This window comes from Bacillus sp. FSL M8-0063, assembly GCF_038005545.1.
GTDB lineage: Bacteria > Bacillota > Bacilli > Bacillales > Bacillaceae_G > Bacillus_A > Bacillus_A wiedmannii.
This window is the reverse complement of record NZ_JBBOTJ010000001.1, coordinates 3,572,864-3,598,879: the sequence shown is the minus strand read 5'-3', so window position 1 is coordinate 3,598,879 and position 26,016 is coordinate 3,572,864. Positions and strand designations below refer to the sequence as shown.

General features: G+C 34.8%; 29 protein-coding genes, 1 pseudogene and 2 riboswitches. Of the genes and pseudogenes, 18 read left to right on the top strand and 12 right to left on the bottom strand.

Annotation, left to right across the window (positions count from 1 at the left end; all coding sequences use genetic code 11):
* The first annotated feature begins 3 nt into the window (after window positions 1-3).
* Window positions 4-336 carry a DUF3909 family protein gene (locus tag MKX31_RS18155; RefSeq protein WP_088047222.1) on the top strand — a complete coding sequence of 111 codons (333 nt, stop codon included), beginning with the start codon at window positions 4-6 and terminating at the stop codon, window positions 334-336.
* Between the two features lie 42 nt (window positions 337-378).
* Here MKX31_RS18155 and MKX31_RS18150 read toward each other — a convergent pair whose 3' ends face one another.
* The 6 genes from MKX31_RS18150 to MKX31_RS18125 form a co-directional block, all read right to left on the bottom strand.
* Window positions 379-654 (bottom strand): hypothetical protein, encoded by a 276-nt coding sequence (locus MKX31_RS18150; protein WP_000054671.1) that lies wholly within the window; start codon window positions 652-654, stop codon window positions 379-381.
* 308 nt (window positions 655-962) lie between these two features.
* On the bottom strand, window positions 963-1,475 hold the full coding sequence (locus tag MKX31_RS18145; protein ID WP_000057324.1) for a 1,2-dihydroxy-3-keto-5-methylthiopentene dioxygenase: 513 nt from the start codon (window positions 1,473-1,475) through the stop codon (window positions 963-965).
* Window positions 1,453-2,091, bottom strand: coding sequence for a methylthioribulose 1-phosphate dehydratase (locus MKX31_RS18140; RefSeq protein ID WP_088047225.1), 639 nt, complete (start codon window positions 2,089-2,091; stop codon window positions 1,453-1,455). The genes MKX31_RS18145 and MKX31_RS18140 overlap by 23 nt, the downstream gene beginning before the upstream one ends.
* Window positions 2,088-2,747: a 2-hydroxy-3-keto-5-methylthiopentenyl-1-phosphate phosphatase gene (gene mtnX, locus MKX31_RS18135; RefSeq protein ID WP_000027482.1), complete on the bottom strand. Its 660-nt coding sequence runs from the start codon at window positions 2,745-2,747 to the stop codon at window positions 2,088-2,090. Before mtnX ends, MKX31_RS18140 begins: the two co-directional genes overlap by 4 nt.
* A complete protein-coding gene (gene mtnW / locus MKX31_RS18130; protein WP_088047226.1) occupies window positions 2,744-3,988 on the bottom strand; it encodes a 2,3-diketo-5-methylthiopentyl-1-phosphate enolase in 1,245 nt (414 codons plus the stop codon). Before mtnW ends, mtnX begins: the two co-directional genes overlap by 4 nt.
* 64 nt (window positions 3,989-4,052) lie before the next feature.
* Window positions 4,053-4,158, bottom strand: a riboswitch (SAM riboswitch).
* A 64-nt stretch (window positions 4,159-4,222) separates the two neighbouring features.
* Window positions 4,223-5,401 (bottom strand): pyridoxal phosphate-dependent aminotransferase, encoded by a 1,179-nt coding sequence (locus MKX31_RS18125; protein WP_064474907.1) that lies wholly within the window; start codon window positions 5,399-5,401, stop codon window positions 4,223-4,225.
* A 99-nt stretch (window positions 5,402-5,500) separates the two neighbouring features.
* On the opposite strand from MKX31_RS18125, the gene MKX31_RS18120 reads away from it, so the two are divergent.
* The 4 genes from MKX31_RS18120 (at window position 5,501) to MKX31_RS18105 (ending at window position 9,030) form a co-directional block, all read left to right on the top strand.
* A complete protein-coding gene (locus MKX31_RS18120) occupies window positions 5,501-6,280 on the top strand; it encodes a carbon-nitrogen family hydrolase (protein ID WP_064474908.1) in 780 nt (259 codons plus the stop codon).
* Window positions 6,281-6,351: 71 nt separating this feature from the next.
* Window positions 6,352-6,494: riboswitch (SAM riboswitch) on the top strand.
* Between the two features lie 91 nt (window positions 6,495-6,585).
* Window positions 6,586-7,767, top strand: coding sequence for an S-methyl-5-thioribose kinase (gene mtnK, locus MKX31_RS18115; protein WP_088047228.1), 1,182 nt, complete (start codon window positions 6,586-6,588; stop codon window positions 7,765-7,767).
* Complete coding sequence (gene mtnA / locus MKX31_RS18110) at window positions 7,764-8,825, top strand: S-methyl-5-thioribose-1-phosphate isomerase (RefSeq protein WP_088047229.1); 1,062 nt, start codon at window positions 7,764-7,766, stop codon at window positions 8,823-8,825. The genes mtnK and mtnA overlap by 4 nt, the downstream gene beginning before the upstream one ends.
* 67 nt (window positions 8,826-8,892) lie before the next feature.
* Complete coding sequence (locus MKX31_RS18105; RefSeq protein WP_000393342.1) at window positions 8,893-9,030, top strand: YvrJ family protein; 138 nt, start codon at window positions 8,893-8,895, stop codon at window positions 9,028-9,030.
* A 94-nt stretch (window positions 9,031-9,124) separates the two neighbouring features.
* Here MKX31_RS18105 and MKX31_RS18100 read toward each other — a convergent pair whose 3' ends face one another.
* On the bottom strand, window positions 9,125-9,901 hold the full coding sequence (locus MKX31_RS18100) for a 3-hydroxybutyrate dehydrogenase (protein ID WP_064474910.1): 777 nt from the start codon (window positions 9,899-9,901) through the stop codon (window positions 9,125-9,127).
* A 195-nt stretch (window positions 9,902-10,096) separates the two neighbouring features.
* Here MKX31_RS18100 and MKX31_RS18095 point away from each other — a divergent pair, with 195 nt between their 5' ends.
* From MKX31_RS18095 to MKX31_RS18085, 3 genes are read left to right on the top strand one after another with little or no spacing between them, the layout of a single operon-like run.
* Complete coding sequence (locus MKX31_RS18095; protein WP_000107987.1) at window positions 10,097-10,429, top strand: PadR family transcriptional regulator; 333 nt, start codon at window positions 10,097-10,099, stop codon at window positions 10,427-10,429.
* Window positions 10,429-11,196 carry a DUF1129 domain-containing protein gene (locus MKX31_RS18090; RefSeq protein WP_064474911.1) on the top strand — a complete coding sequence of 256 codons (768 nt, stop codon included), beginning with the start codon at window positions 10,429-10,431 and terminating at the stop codon, window positions 11,194-11,196. The genes MKX31_RS18095 and MKX31_RS18090 overlap by 1 nt, the downstream gene beginning before the upstream one ends.
* Window positions 11,197-11,209: 13 nt before the next feature.
* Window positions 11,210-11,974, top strand: a complete 765-nt coding sequence (locus MKX31_RS18085; RefSeq protein WP_064474912.1) for a DUF1129 domain-containing protein — start codon at window positions 11,210-11,212, stop codon at window positions 11,972-11,974.
* 160 nt (window positions 11,975-12,134) lie between these two features.
* Here the strand turns inward: MKX31_RS18085 and MKX31_RS18075 are convergent, their stop codons facing one another.
* Window positions 12,135-12,752 carry a hypothetical protein gene (locus tag MKX31_RS18075; RefSeq protein ID WP_048562415.1) on the bottom strand — a complete coding sequence of 206 codons (618 nt, stop codon included), beginning with the start codon at window positions 12,750-12,752 and terminating at the stop codon, window positions 12,135-12,137.
* 161 nt (window positions 12,753-12,913) lie between these two features.
* On the opposite strand from MKX31_RS18075, the gene MKX31_RS18070 reads away from it, so the two are divergent.
* From MKX31_RS18070 to MKX31_RS18060, 3 genes are all read left to right on the top strand, one after another.
* Entirely contained in the window at window positions 12,914-13,207 is a 294-nt protein-coding gene (locus MKX31_RS18070; RefSeq protein WP_000288329.1) for a DUF3928 family protein, read from the top strand.
* 110 nt (window positions 13,208-13,317) lie between these two features.
* Complete coding sequence (locus MKX31_RS18065; protein WP_142315323.1) at window positions 13,318-13,767, top strand: NUDIX hydrolase; 450 nt, start codon at window positions 13,318-13,320, stop codon at window positions 13,765-13,767.
* Window positions 13,768-13,906: 139 nt separating this feature from the next.
* Window positions 13,907-15,082, top strand: a complete 1,176-nt coding sequence (locus tag MKX31_RS18060; protein ID WP_000552069.1) for an acetyl-CoA C-acetyltransferase — start codon at window positions 13,907-13,909, stop codon at window positions 15,080-15,082.
* Window positions 15,083-15,113: 31 nt separating this feature from the next.
* Here MKX31_RS18060 and MKX31_RS18055 read toward each other — a convergent pair whose 3' ends face one another.
* Window positions 15,114-15,839, bottom strand: coding sequence for an AAA family ATPase (locus MKX31_RS18055; protein WP_000567976.1), 726 nt, complete (start codon window positions 15,837-15,839; stop codon window positions 15,114-15,116).
* A gap of 215 nt (window positions 15,840-16,054) precedes the next feature.
* On the opposite strand from MKX31_RS18055, the pseudogene MKX31_RS18050 reads away from it, so the two are divergent.
* Window positions 16,055-16,787 (top strand): annotated as a pseudogene (locus tag MKX31_RS18050) (DUF4184 family protein).
* A gap of 36 nt (window positions 16,788-16,823) precedes the next feature.
* Complete coding sequence (locus MKX31_RS18045) at window positions 16,824-17,588, top strand: hypothetical protein (protein ID WP_064474916.1); 765 nt, start codon at window positions 16,824-16,826, stop codon at window positions 17,586-17,588.
* A gap of 45 nt (window positions 17,589-17,633) precedes the next feature.
* On the opposite strand, the gene MKX31_RS18040 is transcribed toward MKX31_RS18045, so the two are convergent.
* A complete protein-coding gene (locus tag MKX31_RS18040; RefSeq protein WP_088047231.1) occupies window positions 17,634-18,065 on the bottom strand; it encodes a DUF3997 domain-containing protein in 432 nt (143 codons plus the stop codon).
* A gap of 131 nt (window positions 18,066-18,196) precedes the next feature.
* On the opposite strand from MKX31_RS18040, the gene MKX31_RS18035 reads away from it, so the two are divergent.
* The 3 genes from MKX31_RS18035 (at window position 18,197) to MKX31_RS18025 (ending at window position 19,506) form a co-directional block, all read left to right on the top strand.
* Window positions 18,197-18,652, top strand: coding sequence for an RDD family protein (locus MKX31_RS18035; protein WP_000769076.1), 456 nt, complete (start codon window positions 18,197-18,199; stop codon window positions 18,650-18,652).
* A gap of 181 nt (window positions 18,653-18,833) precedes the next feature.
* Window positions 18,834-18,932 (top strand): hypothetical protein, encoded by a 99-nt coding sequence (locus MKX31_RS18030; protein WP_000145657.1) that lies wholly within the window; start codon window positions 18,834-18,836, stop codon window positions 18,930-18,932.
* 64 nt (window positions 18,933-18,996) lie between these two features.
* Window positions 18,997-19,506, top strand: coding sequence for an SDR family NAD(P)-dependent oxidoreductase (locus tag MKX31_RS18025; RefSeq protein WP_064474918.1), 510 nt, complete (start codon window positions 18,997-18,999; stop codon window positions 19,504-19,506).
* Between the two features lie 66 nt (window positions 19,507-19,572).
* Here MKX31_RS18025 and MKX31_RS18020 read toward each other — a convergent pair whose 3' ends face one another.
* The gene (locus tag MKX31_RS18020; protein ID WP_064474919.1) at window positions 19,573-20,673 is read right to left on the bottom strand and encodes an ABC transporter ATP-binding protein; all 1,101 of its coding nucleotides are present in this window, start codon (window positions 20,671-20,673) and stop codon (window positions 19,573-19,575) included.
* 262 nt (window positions 20,674-20,935) lie between these two features.
* Here MKX31_RS18020 and malL point away from each other — a divergent pair, with 262 nt between their 5' ends.
* Window positions 20,936-22,612: an oligo-1,6-glucosidase gene (gene malL, locus MKX31_RS18015; protein WP_064474920.1), complete on the top strand. Its 1,677-nt coding sequence runs from the start codon at window positions 20,936-20,938 to the stop codon at window positions 22,610-22,612.
* 39 nt (window positions 22,613-22,651) lie between these two features.
* On the opposite strand, the gene MKX31_RS18010 is transcribed toward malL, so the two are convergent.
* Window positions 22,652-24,412 carry an alpha-glycosidase gene (locus tag MKX31_RS18010; RefSeq protein WP_064474921.1) on the bottom strand — a complete coding sequence of 587 codons (1,761 nt, stop codon included), beginning with the start codon at window positions 24,410-24,412 and terminating at the stop codon, window positions 22,652-22,654.
* A gap of 323 nt (window positions 24,413-24,735) precedes the next feature.
* Between MKX31_RS18010 and MKX31_RS18005 the strand changes: the two genes are divergently transcribed.
* Window positions 24,736-25,995: an extracellular solute-binding protein gene (locus MKX31_RS18005; RefSeq protein WP_340981382.1), complete on the top strand. Its 1,260-nt coding sequence runs from the start codon at window positions 24,736-24,738 to the stop codon at window positions 25,993-25,995.
* Window positions 25,996-26,016: the final 21 nt, after the last annotated feature.

Sequence of the window (26,016 nt, the reverse complement as noted above, 5' to 3'; positions counted from 1 at the left end):
GAGATGGATCTTCAAAAATTTGATGAGATGATTGATACTGTACAACGAGCAATTTGTATACAAATTAATGAAAAACAAAAAGAAGCTTTTAAACAAAAGTATGATTTTGAGCCGGAATTCGAATATGGAAGAGATGAGAATGGGCATTATGTTATTCGAACTTCAAAAAAGATGTTAGAAGAAATGGATTTTTATTTGGCATTGAAATATGATCGAGATGGAGTTGACCTTTATATGCAAGCAGAGATTGACGGTATATGTCACGTATCTGTTAGCTATAGTGAAGACGTCTTGCACCTACAAGAATTGTTTCAATTTCTAGAAGAAAATAAATAAAAGTCCTCAAATGAGGACTTTTATTTATTTTTAATTTTAAAATTATAAGCTAGAAGCCCGGCGACATCGTTCGATTGGGAATGGAATAACTTGCGCGATGTGATTAGGACCGAATTGCTTTGCACGAGCATGGCGTACTATATAAAATGCACACAGAATTGAAACAGGAATAGCACCGAATAAGCCGAAAAATAAAGCGCTTACACAAGATGCGACAAAACCTAAAACACCAACTTCCAACTCTTCCATAATAGCTCCTAGAATAACAGGAAGTGCTCCACACGTAACCCCTAGTATAAGTGCGATAAGTAAACTCATGATTATCCCCCTCTGTTTGCGATATTCTTTTCCTTTTTATTTAATTGTAGTATATCATATACAAAACAGAATTTTCAGAAAAAATTCAAAAAAAGTTCAATAAATGTTCAAAAAGTGTTAAAAAATTCGCTTAAAACATAGAAGGGGGGAGATTGTTTTGGAATAGACGGAATCATATGCTTGAGAAAATAAAAAATCAGGCTTATTTCATTTTTGGAAATAAGCCTGTTCCATAGGAGGATGTATATATGTAGAGTGAATAAAAGGTTGGAAAAGGGGATCCAAGTCCTTTTATTCAACTAACTACCTTAATAAATTGGAACCCAGCCTTCAGTTGTAACAAAAATACGAATAGCTACAACTTGACGATCATCTTGCAAGGTAAAATAATGTCTTGCATTTTCAGGAACAGATATGAGATCGCCTGGCTCAAGTTCAACGTCAAAGAATTTCCCATCTTTTCCTTCAATAGCAAAGATGCCATGACCACTAACAATAAAGCGAACTTCATCATCAGTATGATGGTGTTCTTTTTGGAAATTAATTAATAATTCGTCAAGGTTAGGTGTGCTATTTGAAAGTGAAATTACATCATGTGCTTTATAACCTCGGCGCGCTGAAACATCAGCGATTTCTTTTGAAAACACAGCTAATATTTCAGCCTTGTTTTCATCTGTTAACGAATAATTTTCATTTAAATAAGTAGGAAGTTTAGAGATGTTCCATTTCTCATATAAAACGCCTTCCTCTTGTAGAAATTTAGATACTTCCACTTCATTTTCGATGCGAGTATTTACTTCATGAATACGAATTTGCGCCATTAGAAACGCCTCCTTGAATTGATAATAGTTTTATATGAAATTGGAATAAAAACTCATAAGCTTCTAATCTTTTCTTTGCATCAAAGCTATCTCGGCCCCATACGGTAATACCATGGTTACGGATCAATACTGCTCCCGAATCTCCTTGTATATGCTTTCGGAAGTTTTCTCCAAGCGTTGGGATATGGGCATGGTTTTCGATAATAGGAATGTGAATTGTTGCACCTTCTTCCCAAATATCGAGAGCTTTAATAATTTCTTGATTTTGAAGGACGACTGCATCACTGTATAAATTTGTGATGACATTATTATCAGTTGTATGAACATGAAGTACGCACCCAGCATTCGTATTGTTATAAATATGGGTATGCAATATTGTTTCTGCTGAAGGGCGTAATTCAGTCTCTAATACGGGAAGCCCTAGATGATCTACTAATAGAAAATCATCTGGAGTAGTTTTTGTTTTATCTTTACCACTTGCTGTAATAAGAAAAGTAAGTGGCTCATGACTAACCTTTATAGAAATATTACCACTCGTTGCTGGAAACCAATTTCGTGTTGTTAATTCTTTTTTTATCTCGCTTAAGTCATACCATTGACGAAAAAGTTGTTTCATGATTTCACCTCCAACAAATGTTTTAATTGGGTTTGAACATCGTGAAATGTTTCAAACGGTGTATAAGCAATATAATTCTCTTCACACTTTGTAATAAGGAAGTCACGAGCAAATACTTTATCTGCTTGTTTCGCAGCTTGTAAATCAGTAATTGAATCTCCAATTACAATATGGAAGTCATTCGTATCACTTAATTTACGGATTAAAGATGATTTACATAATCCGCAATGATTTTGACAATGATGATCACAAGGATGAGGCCACTTAACTGTAATGAATTCATTTGAAAAGTCTGTTTCATTACAGTAAATTTGCTCTTTTGGAATGATTCCTTGTAAGAGTGGATAGACGAAGAAATCCATTCCACCTGATATAACGTAAAAAGAAATGTTATTTTCATTTACAAATTGTATAAATTCATGAAAACCACTACGGATTTCAGCAGTTTCTATTAAAAATTGAATCATATCATCGTGTAGACTAGTAGGTATTAATTGAAATAATTGAGAAACACCTTCTTGAATAGACAGCTCTTGTGATAAAATTCTATTCTTTACTTCTTCGGCTTCTGGTGGTGCAAATTTTTCCATAATGGACATAATGTTATCATTATTTGTAATCGTGCCATCAAAATCACAAAATACTTGAATACTCATAATTTCACCCCATGAGAGGGATTTCCCCATATTTGTAGTGCACTATGCAAATTTATGTCATCTACTTCATGGAGTGGTGTATTTTGCAAAGTAGCATCAATTGCAGTACGGAAAGCTTTACCGCCCCCTTGCGCTCCACTCGGATGTCCATGTACCCCGCCGCCAGCATTAATAACAACATCTTTACCGAAATCTCGTAGAATAAAGGGAACGAAACCAGGGTGAATACCAGCAGACGGAACAGAAAAACTCTTCTTGAAAAATGCATCGTCTTCAGTTAAATATTTTGAGATAGCAAGAGCCTCCTCTTTTTCTAGTGCAACACTTCCGTATGGAGATGGGAATAATGAAAAGTCAGCACCAGCATAACGTAGTAGCTTTCCTAGTAATAATGGAGAGGAAACTCCATATAACTTGGATGCTGAATAAGCACCACTTACAGCAGGGTGTGCCATAATAGGAACTGGGATTTCATTATCTTCTGCAAGTGATTGTAGTACATCTAGTCCGTAAGCAAATACATTAAATAATAGAATATCTGCCCCAGCTTGCACTGCGCGTTTCGCATTTTCTTTTAAATCAAAAGTTCGTCCTGTTAAATTTACGGCATATAACGTTTTATGTCCGTATGTTTCATATACTGAGTCTAAAACTTCTTTTCCAGATACAATGCGTTTCGTAAGTGGTGTTAATGTATTCTCAAATAATATTTCATCATCTTTTACTATATCTACACCACCAATTGCTTGATCGCGTAATTGCGTTTTTAAATACCCAATATTTCGTCCAATCATTCCTTTGAAAATGCTCATTAAAAGGGGACGCTCATGCACTTGTAAAAGATTTCGAATGCCATCTATCCCGAATTTCGGACCAGGGAAATACTGTTTTAACTCGTCTGAAAATGTTAAGTCGATTAATTTCACTTCGCCATCAAGTGATAGCTTTCCGAATGTAGTTGTTAAAATTGCTGGTAAGTCTGGACTGAAGTTTAATAACGGATATTCGATTTTAATAATCCCACGTTTAACTTTTTTACGTAAATACGAATTGGTATGTTCTTGTTCAGCTAATTCCTCAACATGAATGACGTTGCCTTTATGCTGTTTTAATTGTTCTTGCAATAAGTGTGGCAAATGAGTCCAAGAGCCAATTGTTAAACCGAGTGCAATTTGCTCAGCTTTTTTTTCTAAGTTATGTGAATCATCATGGATTAAATACGTCGCTATAATTCCGCTCATTGTTAAAACCTCCTAGTTAAATAAAAAAACCTCTCAGCTAAGGAGAGGTTTTTTTACAACCAGCTCCTTATCTGTCAGCGTAATGCTGCGAGAATTAGCACCGTGTCTACAATTGTAGATCGGTTGCCGGGTTTCGTCGGGCTCGTCCCTCCACCTGCTCTTGATAAGAAGTATTTAGAAATGTTTAAATTTTTAAGATAACTGAATTTTGTCAGATATTTTTCATGTTGTCAATTACTTTTTGAAAAAATTTAATTTATCAATTCGATTAATGGCTTCTCGTAATCTATCTTCTGTGTGCAAGAGACCAACACGGACATACCCTTCGCCATGCTCACCAAATCCAACACCAGGAGCAACTGCAACGTGTGCTTTTTCTAGTAAAATATCAGAAAATTGCTCAGATGTATATCCTTTCGGAACAGGAAGCCATGCAAAGAATGAGCCTGTTGGAATGTCTACATTCCAACCAATTGAGTGACAAGCTGAAACAAGAGCGTTTCTTCGAGATTCGTAACTATTTACAAGGTCTATTACGCAAGACTGTGAACTTAATAGTGCTTCGCGGGCAGCATCTTGAACTGCACCAAAAATACTAACATACATATGATCTTGTAATAAGTTAATTGTCTCAATCACACTTTCATTCCCCACAGCAAAAGCGATGCGCCATCCAGCCATATTGAAAGTTTTCGATAGAGTGTAAATTTCAATACCTGTATCTTTAGCACCGTCTGCTTGCAAGAAACTAACAGGTTTTTGACCATCGAATCCAATCGCACCGTAAGCAAAATCATGAATGACTAATATATTATGTTTATTAGCAAAATGAATGGTTTCATCAAAGAAATCTTTTGATGCAGTAGCACCGGTCGGATTATTTGGATAGTTTAAAAACATTAACTTTGCACGCTCAGCGGTAGTGGCATCAATTTTTGTATAATCTGGTAAAAAATTATTTTCTGCAATAAGCGGCATTGTTTCAAATTGTGCTTTTGCTAAAGCAACTCCTGATAAATAATCTGGATAGCCTGGATCTGGAACGAGAATAGTATCACCAGGGTTTGTAAAACAAAGTGGTAATTCTACTAATCCAGCTTTTCCACCAAACAAAATAGCAACTTCTGTTTTTGGATTTACTACTACATCATATTCGCGTTGATAGAATGTTGCCACGGCTTCTTTTAAACTTTCGTGTCCGCGAAATGGTGGATATTTATGATGAATGGTCTTTTCAGCAGCATCTTGTAAAGCTTTTACGATATGCTGCGGTGTTGGTTGATCTGGATTACCTTGACCTAGATTAATAACATCGTGACCTGCTGCTACGACTTTGTTAACTTTTGCAACAAGTGAAGCGAAAAATTGTGTAGGCAATGATGTTACTATCTCAGAAGGTTGAAATAATTTCATACTTTCCACCTCTTTTGAAAGTTGTTACAATTCTAGTGACAAATGATATAATCTTTCCAGTATTTTGTAAAGAAAAAAATTAAGAATGGGGCTGACAAAATGAAAGTCGCATGTATTCAAATGGACATTGTCTTTGGAGATGTAGAAAAAAATATTGAGAATGCTAAAAATAAAATAAGCGAAGCGATGAAGGAAAGACCAGACGTTATTGTCTTACCAGAATTATGGACAACGGGATATGATTTAACGAGGCTTACTGAAATTGCAGATAGGGATGGATTGCAAACGAAAGAAAAGCTGAAAGAATGGTCGAAGCAATATGGTGTACATATTGTCGGTGGGTCTATAGCGAAGCAAACAGAGCAAGGTGTTACAAATACAATGTATGTGGTAAACAAGGAAGGAGAACTAGTCAATGAATATAGTAAAGTGCATTTATTTCAGCTTATGGATGAACATAAATATTTAATCGCTGGAAATAGTACAGGTGAATTTAAGTTAGATGATGTAGAGTGCGCCGGCACAATTTGTTATGACATTCGTTTTCCGGAGTGGATGCGCGTTCATACTGCGAAAGGTGCAAAAGTTTTATTTGTTGTAGCAGAATGGCCATTAGTTCGTTTAGCACATTGGCGTTTGCTATTGCAAGCAAGAGCAGTTGAAAATCAATGTTATGTTGTTGCATGTAATAGGGCAGGGAAGGATCCGAGTAATGAGTTTGCCGGTCATTCTCTAATTGTCGATCCTTGGGGCGAAGTTGTTGTAGAAGCGAATGAAGAAGAATCAATTTTATTTGGAGAGCTTCATTTTGAGAAAATTAAAGAAGTACGCAAAGGAATTCCAGTTTTTGCAGATCGTCGTCCAGAATTATACAAATAAAATGTTGACAAGTGATTTTTATTCTTGGTATAGTCTTCAACATAAAGTTAAAAATTCAAAAAATTATACAACTCTTATCAAGAGCAGGTGGAGGGATTTGGCCCGATGAAGCCCAGCAACCGACCGTAATACCATTGTGAAATGGGGCGTTTATTTACGCCAAAAGGCACGGTGCTAATTCCAGCAGAAAGTAAACCTTTCTGGCAGATAAGAGGGGAGAAGATAAACTTCAAACCTCTTTCTTTGTGGAAAGAGGTTTTTCTACGTCAGAAAAACCTCTGAATTTAAAAAAGGGGGAGAAGACGATGGGATATTATTCATTAACTGAAACGACAGCTATACAATATGCGAAAGAACACGGTTATTTTGAAAAGAAAGCAAATGTAGTTTGTCATGAAATTGGAGATGGAAATTTAAATTACGTGTTCAAATTAGATGATGGAGAGAAGTCTATTATAATAAAACAAGCACTGCCATATGCGAAAGTAGTTGGTGAGAGCTGGCCACTGTCTATAAAAAGAGCGACGATTGAAAGTAAAGCATTACAAATTTTTGCGAAGTATGTGCCGGAATATGTGCCGGTAGTGTACAGTCATGATGAAGAGTTAGCAGTAACGGTCATAGAAGACTTATCAAGGCTAACAATTACAAGAAAAGGATTAACAGATGGAGAGGAGTACCCACTTTTATCCCAACATATTGGTCGCTTTCTAGCACATGTTTTGTTTTATACTTCAGATTTCGGTTTACAATCAGAAGAGAAAAGAGTGTTAGATAGTGAATTTGTTAATCCAGATCTTAGTAAAATTACGGAAGATTTAGTGTTTACAGATCCGTTTAGTCATTATGATACGAATGATTATGAACCAGAGTTACAACTAGCGGTGGATGAACTGTGGAGTGACAAAAATTTAAAATTAAAAGTAGCACAGTATAAATATAAGTTCTTAACAAGAAAAGAAGCGCTTATTCATGGTGATTTACATACTGGTAGTATTTTTTCATCACCTGCTGAAACGAAAGTAATTGATCCAGAATTTGCAACATACGGTCCATTTGGATTTGACCTTGGTCAATTTATTGCAAATTTATTATTAAATGCACTATCCCGTGAAGAGGAAAAAAGAAGTGTGCTATTTTTCCATATTGAGAAAACATGGAGTTATTTTGTAGAAGCTTTTACGAAATTATGGATTGGAGAAGGCGTAGAAGCATATACGAAAGAGAAACAATGGTTGCCAATTATTTTGCAAAATATTTTTACGGATGCCGTTGGATTTGCTGGATGTGAGCTTATACGTAGAACAATTGGTTTAGCACATGTAGCTGATTTAGATGAAATAGCAAATAAAGAAACGAGAATCCAAGCTAAAAAACAAGCGCTATCCTTAGGTAAAGAACTAATAAAATATGAATCTAAGAGCGCTGACATTCAACTGTTCCGAACGTTATTTCAACAGACAGTTTCTGGAGGGGTAAAAGCATGAGTACAATTGTTACTGTTCCGAGGTCTGTCAGTTGGAAAGGTGATGCCATTGCAGTATTAAATCAAACAAAGTTGCCGCATAGTACAGAATACAAAACATTAACGACGATTGAAGAGGTATGGAAAAGTATTGTCATGCTAGAAGTACGAGGAGCACCTGCAATTGGAATTGTAGCTGCATTTGGTTTGGCGCTTGCATCAAAAAAATATAATACTGTACATATGGAAGAATTTCAAAAGAAGTTTAATAGAGATTGTAATTATTTAGGAACGTCACGCCCGACAGCAGTCAATTTATTTTGGGCAATCGATCGTATGAGAGAATCCATTGGAGAAATTACTAAAATAAAAGAAGCACAAAAAATATTAGAAGAAGAAGCACTTCTCATTCAGCAAGAAGATGAAGCGGTATGCCGGAGTATTGGAGAACATGCATTAACATGCTTTAAAGACGGTGATAACATTTTAACAATTTGTAACGCTGGAAGTATTGCAACTGCTAGATATGGTACTGCATTAGCACCGTTTTATATTGGGAAAGAAAAAGGTGTACGTTTACATGCGTATGCATGTGAAACGAGACCGGTTTTACAAGGCGGGCGTTTAACGACATGGGAATTAAAACAGGCAAATATTGATGTAACACTTATTACAGATAATACGGCAGCGCATGCTATTCAAACGAAAGAAATAAACGCAATTATTGTAGGAGCGGACCGAATTGTCGCAAATGGAGATACAGCAAATAAAATCGGAACAATGAATTTAGCTATATTAGCAAAGTATTTCGATATTCCATTTTACGTTGCAGCTCCGTTATCTACGTTTGATATTACGAAACAAATAGGTACAGACATTGTTATTGAAGAAAGAGATGAAACCGAAGTTACGAAAATTTTTGAAAAACAAGTGGCGCCAATTGGAACTAATGTTTATAATCCTGCATTTGACGTAACACCGAATGAATTAATTACAGGTATTATTACTGAAAAAGGCATCATACATGGAGATTATAAACGGGAAATTGCATCATTATTTGAAAGACAAGCTAATACATAATAGCTTGTTTTTTTATGCCTAAATGTATTTCGTACTCTTATTTATATAATGAAAGGGGGAGAGAAAAATGGAAGAGTGGATCAGGATGATAGGTAATGTAGGGTTTCCGATTGTTGTAACATTATATTTACTCCATCGTATTGAAAGTAAATTAGATGGGGTAATTGTTGCAATCGAGAAACTCCCTAAACAATTACTAAAGTAGGAAGGTCCTCGCGATAGAAAGTAAAATAAAGTTTGCTCTTCGTGAGCAAACTTTATTTTTTACCCCGCATTAATGGGAAGTAAAAGCCTTCACTTTATTGAGCAGTATAACCACCATCGATAACAACGGCTTGTCCAGTTATACCTCTTGCTTTTTCACTCGCTAAAAACATAGCATAATCAGCGATTTCTTGTACTTGCAATAAGCGTTTTTGTGGTACAAGTGGATAAATAACATCTTCTAAAACATTTTTAAGTGGTACATTTCGTGTAGTAGCTAAATCTTGTAGTTGATTACGTACAAGAGGGGTATCGACATAACCAGGACAAAGCGCATTAACGGTAATTCCGTGAGTAGCGCCTTCTAAAGCGGCAACTTTTGTTAATCCGATTACGCCATGCTTCGCGCTATTGTAGGCGGATTTTCCCGCAAATCCAACGAGGCCATTAATGGAGGCTACATTAATAATTCGGCCATACTTTTGTTTTTTCATGATTGGGAAGGCATGCTTAATTGCGATAAAAGGAGCGATTTGCATAATTTTAATAAGCAGTTCGAACTTTTCGGTTGGAAAATCTTCAATTGGTGAAACGTGCTGCATTCCTGCGTTGTTAATTAATATATGTAATGAACCGAAATGCGTAACGGTTTGAGAAATTGCAGCGGTAATTTCTTCTTCAGATGTAACATCACATTTTAAACCGATAGCTTGATAGCCTTCTTTTTGTAATTGTTCAGCAGCTTCTTTTGCACGTTCTTCAAGACGATCGGTAATAACAACTTTTGCACCTTCTTTTGCAAAAGCGTTTCCCATTTCATAACCAATGCCACTTGCAGCGCCTGTTAAAAAAACAACTCGATTTGTAACCATGATGAAAAACATCCCTTCGTCATAAAGTTCTCATATTGCTCTATTTAGAGAGTGGATAATGAAAATCCTGCAAAGAATTGGAAAAATATCGTTAGCTATCTTGTTTTGCAAAATAGTCTCTGCTATACTATTTTGTAAAGCAAGATACTTACGCTTATCTATCTTGTAAAACAAGATAGTGGGAGGATTTGAATTATGTCGACAAGTCAAATGCTGAAAGGGATTTTAGAAGGATGCTTACTTGCTATTATTTCTGAAGGTGAAATATACGGTTATGAAATGAGTGAAAAGCTAGCGAAGTATGGCTTTACAATGGCGAGTGAGGGAAGTATTTATCCGTTATTAATACGAATGCAAAAGGAAGGATTAATAACAAGTGTAATGAAGGAATCTCCATCTGGCCCAAAGCGAAAATATTATACATTAACAGAAAAAGGCGAGGAAGCACTTAATGAATTTATGGATCGCTGGGAAGCGATGCAAAGTAGTGTAGAGCGTCTACTTGAAGGGAAGGGGAGAAAAAAATAATGATATCCAGTGAAGCACGAAAGTTTTTATTAGATATGAGATTATTTTTAGTGGCAAAGGGTGTGAAAGAAAGCGATATTGAAAATTTTATAGAAGATGCAGAACTCCATTTAATTGAGGGTGAGAGTGATGGGAAAAGTGTAGAAGATATTTTCGGAAGCTCACCGAAAGAATATGCAAATGAACTTGTAAAAGTAATGGAAAAGGATAGACAGGAAACGTGGAAGCAAATTGGTTTTACAGTAATGAATATCGTATCGTTTTGGATTATTGCTTCTATCTTAATAGTGAATAACGGAATGTTACAGATTTCACTTATTCAGTGCATTGGCTATAGCTTTACATTGATCGTAGCTGTAATGGGTCCTAATTTTCTACTTCGTAAAATGACCTTCGTAACAAGCTTTACAAAAACATGGTTTTCTATGTGGTTTTTAGTCATGATTGCGCCAATGTTTCTAATAGGAGTTGTTACGATATTAGATGTAATATATCCTACAAAAATGCTCACATTCACCGAAATGCAAAGTTATATATTAGCTGGAGGTATTTTTATTATCACAATAGGGATAAATTTGTATTTTGAAGGATGGTTTAAAAACTTATATTTAATCATTCCGCTTTCAATTATGTTAGTGTTTAAAACATTTACATCAGAAGATCTCGTACCAATGTTATTTCAAATTATATGTTTATACGGAAGTTTGTTTATTTTAATTTTCCTTGAAATTATGATGAAGACGAATAGAAAAGAAACGGTTAAATAAGGGAGAGGTTATCATGCAAATTTCTAAAGAAGGAGAAAAGTTTTTAATCGATACAAAAGTGTATTTAATAACAAAAGGAATGAAAGAAGAAGATGTGGACGCTTTTATAGAAGATGCAGAACTTCATTTAATAGAAGGTGAGAAAGAGGGAAAGACGGTAAGCGATATATTCGGTGATTCACCAAAAGAATATGCGGAAGAATTAGCGAAAGAAATGGATAAGGATAAAGGCGGGAGTATAAAGAGTATTCTTGCCATGATAATTGGTATTGGCGGATATTGGATATTAACTCATATTTTATTTAATAATCCGAATCAGCAATTTATACTAACGAATATACAGTTAATTGGCTATCCTATCGTCTTAATCATTATGATTATTGGAACCATTGTTGCGTTTAGAATGTCTTCTTTTAAAAATAAATTTGTAGAGTTCGGGATTATTTACATAATGGTAATGGTTCCCATTTTATTATTAGTATTATTGATGTTTATTGATAAATGGTACGGGACACCTATTTTGCAATTGTCGACAATGCAAACATATATATTAGCAGCAAGTATCTTTTTATTGCTTTTCGTTGGAGAAGTGTATGTTCTTGGTTGGATAGGTGTTTTGGTGCTACTTGTTCCTTTAGCGATTATGTTTATATTTAAAGGATTAGAAGAAAAAAATGTATTTTGGGGAATTGCAAAGATATTACTTATGTATGGAAGTATATATGGATTAATGAGATGGTCTTTAAAAATTGAAGAGAGAAAAAGTATAAACGAGTAGTTCAAAAAAAGTGGCTGCTCTGGATATACAATAAATTATTTCCAAAGAAATACTATATTTTGATTTTAAGAGAGATTACGCTTAGATGTATAGTGTATCCTTTGGCAGCCGAGAATTGGTTTGTTGATTAAATAAGTTGTTTTAAACAGTAACATGACAGTTACTGTTTTTTTCTTTGTAATAAAGAGCTTTGTAAAGAGAGCTCTTTTTGTTCGTTTGTTAATAAGGAATGAATATGGACGTTTTCAGGACGAGGTACGATAGGGTACATAAGATTTGTTGGAGAAGGATGGTGCTCCGAGCCAGTTGGGGAATGAGGATCTGCGTGAGTAAGTTTTCCGTGAATACGTCTTGTAAATAAAATATGACCGACTTCGTGAGCGAGCGTGTATATATTTTTCATGGGGGCAGCCGAGTTTGTTAAAACGATATAACCAGTAAGTTGCTGTTGTTTTGCTAAAGAGTAAGCGCAGGCAATTACGGCTGTTTCTTTGAAATAATCACTGCCAATATAACAAATGTAAAGGTCGCATTCAGGAGCTTCATTTACACACGTTTGGAAAAAGGATGCTAATTTTTCCTGACTTTGAATAGAATTTTTATAACTAATTTCACGGTCAGAAAAACGAAAAAGTTCATTTAAAATAATTACGTCTTTAATTTGAAATGTAATGGGGTGCCAAATTGATTCTGCAACTGCTAAATCTTTTGCGATACGGTCATCAGAAATATTGGCGCCTGGAGTAATGCAAATACATATATTGACGTATGGATCCATAAGGAACACCTCAACTGAAAAAAATTCTTCCTATAATATATGTTGGGAAAAGACCCTATGTATGGATAAACGCCTTGTTTATTACAAGTCGAAAAAATTTCATAGTTCTATAACGTAGTGTGATCATCTTTTTGATATAGTAAAGGAAAGGGGGAGAATATATGTATACATTAAAAATCGTTTCAGACAGAGAAGCTCTTTATCAATTTGCAAGTTATGTAAGAGTTGTGCAAGGGGTGGAAGATGTATATGTAGAGGTGGGAGAACCTTTATATGAACATCCATTAATGAAGTTTTATGTACATATTAAGCTGGGGGAAACATATGAGCAACATAAAGCGTTACAAGAAATAGCAAGATTAGTAGAATTAGGGCGTTTTACATACGTTCATTATCGTAATGATGAAATTGAAGAAGCTTTTGAAGCTGTAAAATATGAAAGTTTTAAGAAATAAAAATGGAAAAAAGGAAGCGAAAGCTTCCTTTTTTTTCTTGGAAATTACATCAACAAAAGGAGAAAAATTTTGTTATGATAAGGGAGGGTGAGGAAAGGAGAATTTACATAATGGGGTATATTGAAGAGTTACGCAAAGTTGTTGGGACAAGACCACTTATTCTCGTTGGATCAGCAATAATTATACTAAATGATAATCAAGAAGTATTGCTTCAATATCGTTCAGATACATATGATTGGGGTGTACCTGGCGGCGCGATGGAACTAGGAGAAACGACGGAAGAAACTGCTCGCCGAGAATTATTAGAGGAGACGGGATTAACTGCAAAAATAATGCAATTTCTAGGTGTCTTATCAGGAAAGGAAGTATATTTCCGTTATCCTAATGGGGATGAAATTTTTAATGTTATTCATCTGTATCAGGGGCATCATGTGAGTGGAGAATTAAGGCTTGATCATGAGGGATTGAAGCTTCAATATTTTCCGGTAGATAAGTTACCAAAATTGAATGAAACGACAGAGAAAATTTCACAAAAATTTTTATATGCATTAACAGAATAGAAGGTTAATTCCTTCTATTTTTATTATATTAAATATTTTGATTTTTTAGTATGTTTATAGTATGATAGATGTAGACATACATCTTATGGAATTTCACCTAAAAACTGACTAGGGTACATAAGAGAGGGGCAAGTGCAAAATGCATAATGTTGTTATTACAGCTGCAGTTCGTTCGCCAATTGGAACTTTTGGAGGAGCGCTAAAAAATGTAACGCCAGTAGAATTAGCGGTTCCTGTACTTCAGGAAGCTGTAAAACGAGGCGGGGTAGAACCACACGAAGTTGATGAAGTAATTTTAGGTCATTGTATTCAAAGAACTGATGAAGCAAATACTGCAAGAACAGCTGCATTAGCGGCAGGATTTCCTGACACAGTTACGGGTTATACAATCCAACGCCAATGTTCTTCAGGTATGCAAGCAATTATGTCAGCTGCAATGCAAATTCAATTAGGTGTAAGTGATGTTGTTATTGCAGGTGGAGTAGAAGCGATGAGTTCGAGCCCTTATGCATTAAAACAGCACCGCTGGGGACAACGTCTACAGCACGGAGAAATTCGTGATACGGTGTGGGAAGTACTAGAAGATCCGATTCACCATATTATGATGGGTGAAACGGCTGAAAATTTAGTTGACCAATATGAAATTACAAGAGAGGAACAAGATGAAGTTGCGCTTCGTAGTCATACATTGGCACTACAAGCAATCGAGTCTGGATATTTTGACGAGCAAATTGTTCCTATTACGATAAAAGAACGTAGAAAAGAAATAGTATTTTCGAAGGATGAACATCCACGCGCAGATATTACAGCGGAAAAATTAGCAGGATTAAAACCAGCTTTCCGTAAAGATGGATCTGTAACGGCAGGGAATGCATCTGGCCTTAATGATGGAAGTGCGGTTCTAGTATTAATGAGCGAAGAAAAAGCGAAAGAAAAAGGCTTACAACCGTTAGCTAGAATTGTTGGATATTCAGTAGCTGGAGTAGATCCGAAAATTATGGGTATTGGACCAGCACCAGCAATTCGTAAAGGATTAGAAAAAGTAGATTGGTCATTAGAAGATGCTGATTTATTGGAAATTAATGAAGCTTTCGCGGCTCAATACCTAGCTGTAGAGAAAGAATTAGGTTTAGACCGTGAAAAAGTGAATGTAAACGGTAGCGGTGTAGGACTTGGACATCCAATTGGTTGTACAGGAGCTCGTATTACTGTAAGTTTAATTCATGAATTGAAGAGACGCGGTTTAGAAAAAGGAATTGCCTCTCTATGCGTCGGTGGCGGTATTGGGGTCGCATTATTTATAGAAGCACTATAAAAAAGAAGCAGCAATCGCTGCTTCTTTTTTATTAAGAATCAAATAAATGATGAAATAATCGATCACGATTTTCAAAGAAAAGTTTTGTCGTTTGGTAATGCTCGGTTTCTTCTAATGTGGATTCATGAATCCCTTCTTGTGTTAAAGAATATATAGTGGATTCAGGATAAGCCATTAAAATAGGAGAGTGCGTCGCGATAACAAATTGTGAACCTTGTTCCGCTAGTTCGTGCATTCGAATAAGCATGGAAAGTTGCCTCATTGGTGATAGAGCGGCCTCAGGCTCATCTAAAATGTATAAACCTTGTCCTGAAAAACGATTCATAAATAAGGAGAAAAATGATTCACCATGGGATTGCTCATGAAGTGAAACACCTCCATAAGATTTTATAGCATCTATTTCATCAATATAAGAAGCAACATTATAAAATGATTCAGCGCGAAGAAAGAAACCATCGTTTGGTGTATTGAAACTTTTCGAAATTCGAAGGTATTCATGTAAAGATGAATGTGAATCGTTTGTGCTAAAGCGGAAATTCTTCGTTCCACCTTCTGCATTAAATCCTAAAGCGATTGCAATTGCTTCGAGTAATGTTGATTTTCCCGTTCCGTTTTCTCCAATAATGAATGTTACATTTGGGTGGAAGGCAAGTGATTGTAAAGTTCGGATAGCGGGTAGACAGTAAGGATATGCGGAAAAACTAGGGATATTTTCTTTTTTTAATGTGACATTTTTTAAAAAGGGTACATCAATCAATATATAAACCTCAATTCATAACGGATTTTGATTGTAACAAAACAGTAAATACAAGTGTTAATGACACGTGAACCTCTCCTTATTTTCTGAATATTTTATGTGGATTATAACATGTAAACTATCATATTCCAATGTGAAAATAAATATTGCATCAAGATCAATTCTCTCGTTATGATAGATGGTATTCTATTGAAGATATGAAAAGGAGTTCAAACATGCCGTTTACATTTGCGCATCCAGCAGCAGTCCTTCCTTTTGTGAAAAAGCAGTCCAAATATATTTCAGTAACGGCTCTTATTTATATTAGGGAGTATGGCGCCTGATTTTGAATATTTTTTACACTTTAGACCGTATGGTGTCATTGGCCATACATGGCTTGGGTTCTTATATTTAAATTTACCGCTTGTATTTCTACTCGCATGCATATATCATCACATTTTAAAAAAGCCGTTTATAACACATTTACCTAAACCATTTGCTGGCTACTATACATATGTAGTAGATGAGAGGTGGGGGCTTCATACATGGAAGGATTTCTTTGTATTTTGCTATTCTGCTTTATTCGGTATGCTCACGCATGTCGTTTGGGATGCGTTTACTCATAAGACAGGCTACTTCGTTATGGAAATACCATTGTTACAAAGGGAATTACATAGTATCCCGGTGTATAAATATATGCAACACGGGTGTACATGTGTTGGTTTCTTATTACTATTATACGTATTATGGAAGTATAAAGATGAAACAGGGAAAGATATTATGATAGCTTCAGAAAAAAGGAAGTATTGGGTTTCGGCAATCATTGTGGCAGCTCTAGTATTTATCGTTCACGCGTTTGTAAATCCCTATTTTCATATTTTCCAAATAGGGGGTATAATAGTATCTGGACTGACAAGTTCGTTTTGTGGGCTTCTCATTGTTTCTATAGTCTACAAAGCAAAGGACTAATTTATATTAATGAATGATAGTGTTAGGAGAAATTATATGATGAAAGCATGGAAAAATATTTTTGTTTTATGTAGTTTTCTTCTTATGTTAAGTGGTTGCTTCCATCAAGAAGAAAAGAAAGTTGAACCGAAGAAGAAAGAATCTATTCCTGAAACAAAAGAATATGGTGGGCGTGAGCTGAAAAAAGTAGGACAAAAAGTGAAAGAAACAGGGTGGGGTACTTTTAAGTTAGAACAGATTCAATCTGTAAATCAAACATTTGAAGTAGCACCAATGAAAATTCACATACAAGATGTAAAAGTAATCTCTTTATCGCAGATGAGTAAAGATGCAAAAAATACATTAAAAGTATTTACGGCATTAACTCCTGAAGAAGTAAAGCGTAGATTAGGAGATAAAGTAAGCCAAGAAGATGCGGAGTTATATGCATCGATAAGTGGTACAGAGATTAGTGATACGATTCGTTACCTTGAAATTACATATAAGGTGGAAAATAGCGGAAATAAAAATATGCAATTTTTCTCTATGAATGATGTTACGATTAATGATAAGCAACATTTTAAAGTAGCAACTCAAAACTTTTTATATGATGAAGATACGCTCGTTGGTACAAAAAATGTATCAAGGGAAGACTATAAGCCTGGTGAAACAAGAGATGGTATTATCGGCTTAATACTTGATGATGGAAAAGAAAAGGTAAAGGATATTAAGTTTACAACAGATAATGTAGTCGCAGCAGATACAGAAACGCAAGATGTTGTAAAAGAGGCACAAACTTTTAATATCTCACTTTCTGAGTAAGGTGTTTTAAAAATATGTAAGAAAAAACAGTCAGCGCTTAAACTATTATGCTGACTGTTTTTTCTGTTCTTTTATGTATGAATCTACACTTTGAAAAGGTACCTTAATTTTAAACGCATCTTTTTGTTCATTAAATTGCTTTTCATTATAAGGGCCAAAACGTTTATTATGCTTTACGTCAATAATCCAATAATGCTCACTTTTTTTATTTGCAATTGCTCCGTCAGGGTTATTCGGATCTGACTTTTCCTCAATTTGTTTTGCAATAATGTATTTATCATCCCAAGCTATGTCTGTAATTTTTGCAGGAATGTATTGTGTGGCATATACAGCATCTTGTGATGGGAAAAGTTCAAATGCATTTCCAGAAGTACGTATGAGTTCGTATTCATCGTTAATCGTATAAGTTATATGATTTGTATTTCCAGCACAACCGGCTAATAGGAATGCGACGAATAGGATTATCCATTTTTTCAATATGGGAACCTCCTTTACAATGCTGTTGTAACACATTGTACAAGAAAAGTAAGAGAAACGCTAGTTTACAATGTTTTTTAGAAGTGGTACGATGAGACGGGTAAAGAAGGATATGAAGGAGTCGACATAAAATGAAGTTAAAGATGCATCGTCCAGCGCTTGTAATGAATCGCATAGGTGCTTCCCTAATTGACATGTTTTTAATCTCGGTTATGTATGGTGCAGTAGTAGCTATTATGACCGGAAATTATAGTGCTATTTTTAATCGCTTTAATATTAGTTTTGGTGATTATAGATATGATCTCGCAGTAGTTTTTATATTAATGGCGATATATTTTATTTTGGTACCCTTTATTTGGAACGGTGTTACACTTGGTAAAAAGGTAACGAGAATAAAATTAATTTCATTGAAGAGTGAAAAGTTAACATTACAAACATTAATTATAAGGTTTTTTGTATTGTTATTACCGAACATATTGCTACTTGGAATTCCGATATTATGTAACGTATATATGATGTTATTCCGCAAAGATAATTGTGGTTTTCAAGATTTAATTACAAAAACAAAAGTGATAAGTCTTGTATAATAAAACAGAGACCTTTTTATACATAAAATAAGAAGGTCTTTTTTTATTATATAAATATATTTTAAAGGATATATAATAAGAAAAAGTTAATCCATATCATTTTTGGTCTTAATAGATTGAAAATTAAGAAAATGTTATAATGATTAAAATAATATCTTTATATAATAAGGGGGAAATTGAAATGACTGGGGGTAGCGTAATCTTTTGGGGGATTTTAATTTTCATCGGTTTAGTTTTCGATCAGCGTAATAGTAAGAAAAAAGAAGGAGTAAAAAAGTAATCGCTTACAAATTAATAAGCAACTTTTCTTGCTTGCAGACTAATCTCATAAAGGAGTATACTGAATGACGGTAAGACTTATAGAAGGGGTAATGAAAATGAAGCTTGCAGGAAAAGTTGCTATCGTAACTGGCGGTGGCATCGGTATTGGACGTAATACAGCTCTTTTGTTGGCTAAACAAGGCGCAAAAGTAATTGTGACGGACATTGATCAAGAAAGTGGACAAGCAACAGTGGAGGAAATTACGAATCTAGGCGGAGAAGCACTTTTTGTAACCTATGATATGGGAAAGCAAGGAGATTGGCAACGCGTTATCAGTATTACTTTGAATGCATTTAGTCGCATTGATATGCTTTTTCAAAATGCTGGTTTATATAAAATAGATTCTATTTTTTCTCGCCAACAAGAGAACGATTCCAATGTACTTTGTATTAATGACGTTTGGATAGAGATAAAACAATTAACGTCATCTTTTATGAAACAGCAAGAAGAAGTGGTGCTGAGTGACTTACCGATTTTCGGTATTATTGGCACGAAAGGACAATCATTTCATACAGTAGAAGCCCTCGTATAATAATGAAAACCGCCCTCAAAGTATGTGGACGGTTTTTTTGTATGTTATACAGGGAGAAATTATTTTTTAACGAATACGTTGTTCAGTTTGACTATCAAAGAAATGCGCTTTATTCATATCAAATGCTAGTTTAATTTGATCTCCAGGTGAAAATGTATGTCTTGCATCAACACGTGCTGCAAAATCTTGATCTCCAAGTTTCATATATAAAATAGATTCAGCACCTAGTAACTCAGCAACTTCGATTTTTGTTGTGAAGGCAGTAGATTGTGAAGCTTCTAAAAATAATAGTTCATCATGAATGTCTTCAGGGCGAATGCCTAAAACAATTTCCTTATTTACATAGCCTTGTTCACGTAACATCTTCATTTTTCCTTCAGTTACTTTGACTTTTAATGAATTATCTATAACGAAATCGGTTTCAGTTAATTTACCACGGAAGAAATTCATTGCTGGTGAGCCAATAAATCCACCAACGAAAATATTTTCAGGTGTTTCATATACTTCTTTTGGAGTTCCGATTTGTTGAATCTTTCCGTCTTTCATAACAACGAGACGTGAAGCCATTGTCATTGCTTCTGTTTGATCATGTGTTACGTAAATTGTTGTCGTTCCAAGACGGTGATGTAATTTAGAAATTTCTGAGCGCATTGCAACACGTAATTTAGCGTCTAAGTTGGATAAAGGCTCATCCATTAAGAAAACTTTCGCGTCTCGAACAATTGCTCTACCTAACGCAACACGTTGACGTTGTCCACCAGATAACGCTTTCGGTTTTCTATCTAAATATTGTTCCAGTCCTAAAATTTTTGCTGCATTTTTCACACGACGATCGATTTCATCTTTTGGTATTTTTCTAAGTTTTAATCCAAATGCCATATTATCATACACACTCATATGTGGATATAAAGCATAGTTTTGGAAGACCATTGCGATATCGCGATCTTTTGGAGGGACATCATTCATTAGCTTACCATCAATTGAAAACTCTCCTTTTGAAATATCTTCCAGCCCAGCCACCATTCGTAATGTTGTAGATTTTCCGCATCCAGAAGGACCGACAAATACGATAAACTCTTTATCTTGAATGTGTAAATTAAAATCTGTTACAGCTGTTACGTTATTATCATATATTTTATAAATGTTTTCTAATTTCAATTCTGCCATGGTATTGCCCCCTAGAAAAATTATGCAAACGTTTTCTTTGAGTTTATTATAAACTAATAGATTCAAAAAATAAACAAAAAAATAAAACGTTTTCATTTATTAGAAGAATAGTAGTAATTTTCGTATGTTTTCTTAGAAAAATAAGAATAAAAAGTTGTAAGCGCTATTTTAAATTAAGATAGAATCTGTTATCATTCATTAATGAAAACGTTTGCGCCTTAAAAAAGAGAAAATCGAATTATTAATGAAATGGGGTAGCATAATGGAAAAACAGTGGTGGAAAGAAAGTGTAGTATATCAAATTTATCCTCGTAGCTTTATGGATAGTAACGGTGATGGTATTGGGGATCTTCGTGGAATTATTTCAAAGCTAGATTACTTAAAAGAATTAGGGATTGATGTCATTTGGTTATCTCCGGTCTATGAATCTCCAAATGATGATAATGGTTATGATATAAGTGATTATTGTAAAATTATGAATGAGTTCGGAACAATGGAAGATTGGGATGAGCTATTACATGAAATGCATGAACGTAATATGAAACTTATGATGGACTTAGTTGTTAACCATACTTCTGATGAACATAATTGGTTTATTGAATCACGTAAATCAAAAGATAATAAATATAGAGATTACTATATATGGCGTCCTGGAAAAGAAGGGAAAGAGCCGAACAACTGGGGAGCAGCTTTTAGTGGATCTGCATGGAAGTATGATGAAATGACAGATGAATATTATTTACATTTGTTTTCTAAAAAACAGCCGGATTTAAATTGGGATAATGAAAAGGTAAGACAAGATGTTTATGAAATGATGAAGTTTTGGTTAGAAAAAGGAATTGATGGCTTCCGTATGGATGTTATTAATTTTATTTCTAAAGAAGAGGGATTACCAGCTGTTGAAACGGAAGAAGAGGGGTATGTTTCAGGTCATAAGCATTTTATGAACGGTCCAAACATTCATAAATATTTACATGAAATGAATGAAGAAGTATTGTCTCATTATGATATTATGACGGTTGGTGAAATGCCTGGTGTAACGACAGAAGAAGCGAAAATGTATACTGGAGAAGAACGAAAAGAACTGCAGATGGTATTCCAATTTGAACATATGGATTTAGATTCGGGAGAAGGCGGAAAATGGGATGTAAAACCATGTTCACTCCTTACTTTAAAAGAGAATTTAACGAAGTGGCAAAAAGCATTAGAGCATACAGGGTGGAATAGCCTGTATTGGAATAACCATGATCAGCCACGCGTTGTATCTCGTTTTGGTAATGATGGAATGTATCGCATTAAATCTGCGAAAATGTTAGCGACGGTGCTTCATATGATGAAAGGAACACCATATATTTATCAAGGAGAAGAAATCGGAATGACGAACGTTCGATTTGAATCGATTGATGAATATCGAGATATTGAAACATTAAATATGTATAAGGAAAAAGTGATAGAGCACGGTGAAGATATAGATAAAGTGATGCAGTCTATTTATATAAAAGGGCGAGATAATGCTAGAACACCGATGCAGTGGGATGATAAAGATCATGCCGGATTCACAACAGGTGAGCCTTGGATTACGGTAAACCCTAACTACAAAGAAATCAATGTGAAACAAGCGATCCAAAATAAAGATTCAATTTTTTATTACTATAAAAAATTAATTGACCTACGCAAAAATAATGAAATAGTTGTGTACGGATCATATGATTTAATATTAGATAATAATCCTTCTATTTTTGCATACGTAAGAACATATGAAGAAGAAAAACTTCTTGTTATTGCAAACTTTACGGCGGAAGAAAGTGTATTTGAATTGCCTGAGGACGTTATTTATAGTGAATCAGAGTTATTCATACACAATTACGACGTAGAGAGTGGATCGATAGATAACATGACATTACGTCCATATGAAGCGATGGTATTTAAATTAAAATAAAAAAATCCTTATGCCACACCTTGGCATAAGGATTTTTTATTACCATGTTAAGATTGAGAATCCATATGGAGGAAGTGTAACCTGTAATACACTTGCTTCCGCTGAAAATTCTTCGTTTGTATAAATGTTAATGATTTTCTTTCCAGTAACATGGAGAGGGAGTGAAGCTGTAACATCACTATTAGTCGGATTTAAAACGAAAAAGATAGTTTCATCTTCATATGTTTTCGTATAAGAAATATAATTATGTTCATCATTTGCTTCGATGAATTGGAAAGTACCATGTCCTCCAAATGCTTTATATTGCTTTCGTAATGAAATTAATGTTTGTATATGTGTAAATAATAGATGATCTTGTTCTTTCATATCCCAAACCATACATTTGCGACAATCTGGGTCCATACCGCCGTCCATACCAATTTCGTCTCCATAATAAATACAAGGAGAGCCGATGAAAGAAAGATGGAATACATAAAGTAACTGTAACTTATTTTTATCTCCGTTACATGTTGTCAATATTCTTGGTGTATCATGGCTGTCTAATAAATGAAACGCTGCTTCATTTATATTCATAGAGTAGGAATGGAGAGATTCTGTAATTTGTTTCATAAATTCATTTGCTTTAATGGAATCATTAGCAAAGTAAGACAGCAGAGCGTTTGTAACAGGATAGCTCATTACAGCATCAAATTGATCTCCTTGTAGCCATGGAAGTGCATCGTGCCAAATTTCTCCTAAAATATATACTTCAGGATTTAATGCTTTTATCTCGCTTCGGAATTCTCTCCAAAAGCTGTGGTCGACTTCATTTGCTACATCAAGGCGCCAACCGTCTATATTAAATTCTCTTACCCAATAACGCCCAACTTCAAGTAAGTATTCTTTTACATCTGGGTGTGCTGTATTTAATTTAGGCATATACGGTGTAAACGCGAAAGTATCATAATTCGGAAGTGGCTCAGTTATAATTGGAAATTCATGAATATGGAACCACTCTTTATAAGCAGACTTCTCGCCGTTTTCTAGTACGTCTTGGAATTTATCGAAAAAGTATCCACTATGATTAAACACGGCATCGAGCATTATTTTTATACCGTGTGTATGACATGCTTGAACGAGTTCTTTGAACGTTTCTTTCGTCCCGAATTGCGGGTCGATTTCCATGTAGTCAATTGTGTCATATTTATGGTTGGAATGTGCTTTGAAAATAGGTGTGAAGTATATTCCTGAAATTCCAAGCTTAACAAGGTAATCGAGGTTTTGAATAATACCAGCAAAATCTCCGCCGAAAAAATTAGTTGGAGTTGGCTCAGCGCTTCCCCAAGGAAGAGTGTTTTCTGGATTTAGTGCACGATCTCCATTAGCGAACCGTTCTGGGAAAATTTGATACCAAACGGTGTCTTTAATCCAAGAAGGTGCTTGAAATACATCATTTGCATGAATAAATGGCAAACAGAAAAAGTTACCAACGTCATCATTTGGAATAGTGGAAAAAAATCCTCGCTCTGCATAAATAAGCGTTTCTATATCATTTTTTAATTCGAATCCATAACGTAAGCGCTTAAATTTAGGCTCGATGGAAATGGACCAATAATCAAACAATGCAGTAGAACCAGTTTTTTTCATCGCTGTACTTGATGTAATCCATTTCCCTTCTTTCCATTCATAAGGATCACCGTAAATAAGAGTGGCGCTTTGAACATCTTCTCTTTTAGTACGTATTCGGATGTGAATCGTTTTTTCATCGTAAGCGTATGCGTAATTATCTTTTGGCCTATGATAAATAGCTTCTTTAAGCATATAGAAAAGCCCCCTTTAATATCTCCATGCATATTGTTCCCTTAAGTATAATAATAAAGTATATGTTGCAAACGATTGCTTTTTGCATAGCTTTAATATTGCTTATAAGAGTAGTATTCATTTCATATAAAGTCAATGTATAAAGAGTGTAGTAATAATATTTTAAAATTAATATTTGCAAAATGAATAAAAGAATGTATAATGATAGACAAATAGCGCAAACGTTTTCATAGATTGAGATGTTGTTTGCGCTTCTATTAAACTATTTAATGCAAACGTTTTCAATTATTAGGGTACATATACAATTTAGGGAGGTTTTTGGGATGAAGAAAGCATTATCATTATTAACGGTTTCGGCATTATCAATTGGTATGTTATCTGCATGTGGACCGAAAGATTCAGGGGAAAAAGAAGAAAGTAAAGCGAAGAAAGATTACGATCTTCTCGTTTGGGAAGATGATAAAAAAGGTGTTGGTTTAGAACCAGCAGTGAAGAGTTTTGAGGAAAAATATAAAGTAAAAGTAAAAGTCGTTGAAATGCAAATGACAGATCAAGTGAAGAAGTTACGCCTTGATGGACCAGCGGGGACGGGACCAGATGTTGTAACATTACCACATGATCAAATTGGAAACGCAGTAACAGAAGGTTTACTTTCTGAAGTGAAAGCTGATGATACTGTAAAGAGTAGATTTACTGAATCATCGATAGAAGCACAGAAATATAACGGAAAATTATATGGTTTACCAAAAGCAATTGAGACACCAGTCTTTATTTACAATAAAAAATTAATGCCAAAAGCGCCAGAAACGATGGACGAGCTGTTTAACTTCTCAAAAGAATTTACGAAGGATGGCAAATACGGATTTTTAACACTAGGAGATAACTTCTACTTTGCTAATGCATTTATGGCAGGTATGGGTGGTTATGTATTTGGTGAAAAAGATGGAAAGCCAAATGCAAGTGATGTTGGATTAAATAATAGCGGAGCGGTACAAGGTGCTGAATATCTTCAAAAATGGTACAAAGAAAAGTTATTCCCGAAAGGTATTATCGGTGAATCTGGTGGACCTGCTGCTGATGGACTATTTAACGAAGGAAAAGCAGCATCTATTATGAACGGCCCATGGGCGTTCCAAGCAATGGAAAAGAACGGAATTGATTATGGTGTTGCTCCAATGCCGAAATTACCAAATGGTCAACCGATGAAAACATTTGTAGGAGTTAAAGGATGGCATGTAACAAGTTTCTCTAAGCAAAATGATTTAGCTACAAAGTTTACTGAATGGATAACAAATGAAGAAAACGCAAAAATTCGATTTGAGAAAACAAAAGAAATTCCTCCAGTAAAATCAGTAATGGAAGATCCAATTATTAAAGATAATGAAGCTGCAAAAGCAGTTGCAACGCAATCTGAAAATGGAATTCCAATGCCAAACATTCCGGAAATGCAAGAAGTATGGAAACCAGCTGGAGATGCGCTTCAATTAGTTGTTACGGAAAAAGAGGCACCAAAAGCAGCACTTGACAATGCAGTGAAGCAAATTAAAGGTAATATTGAGGCAAATCATAGTAAGAAAAAATAAGGTGAAATTCGTGCCTCTCAT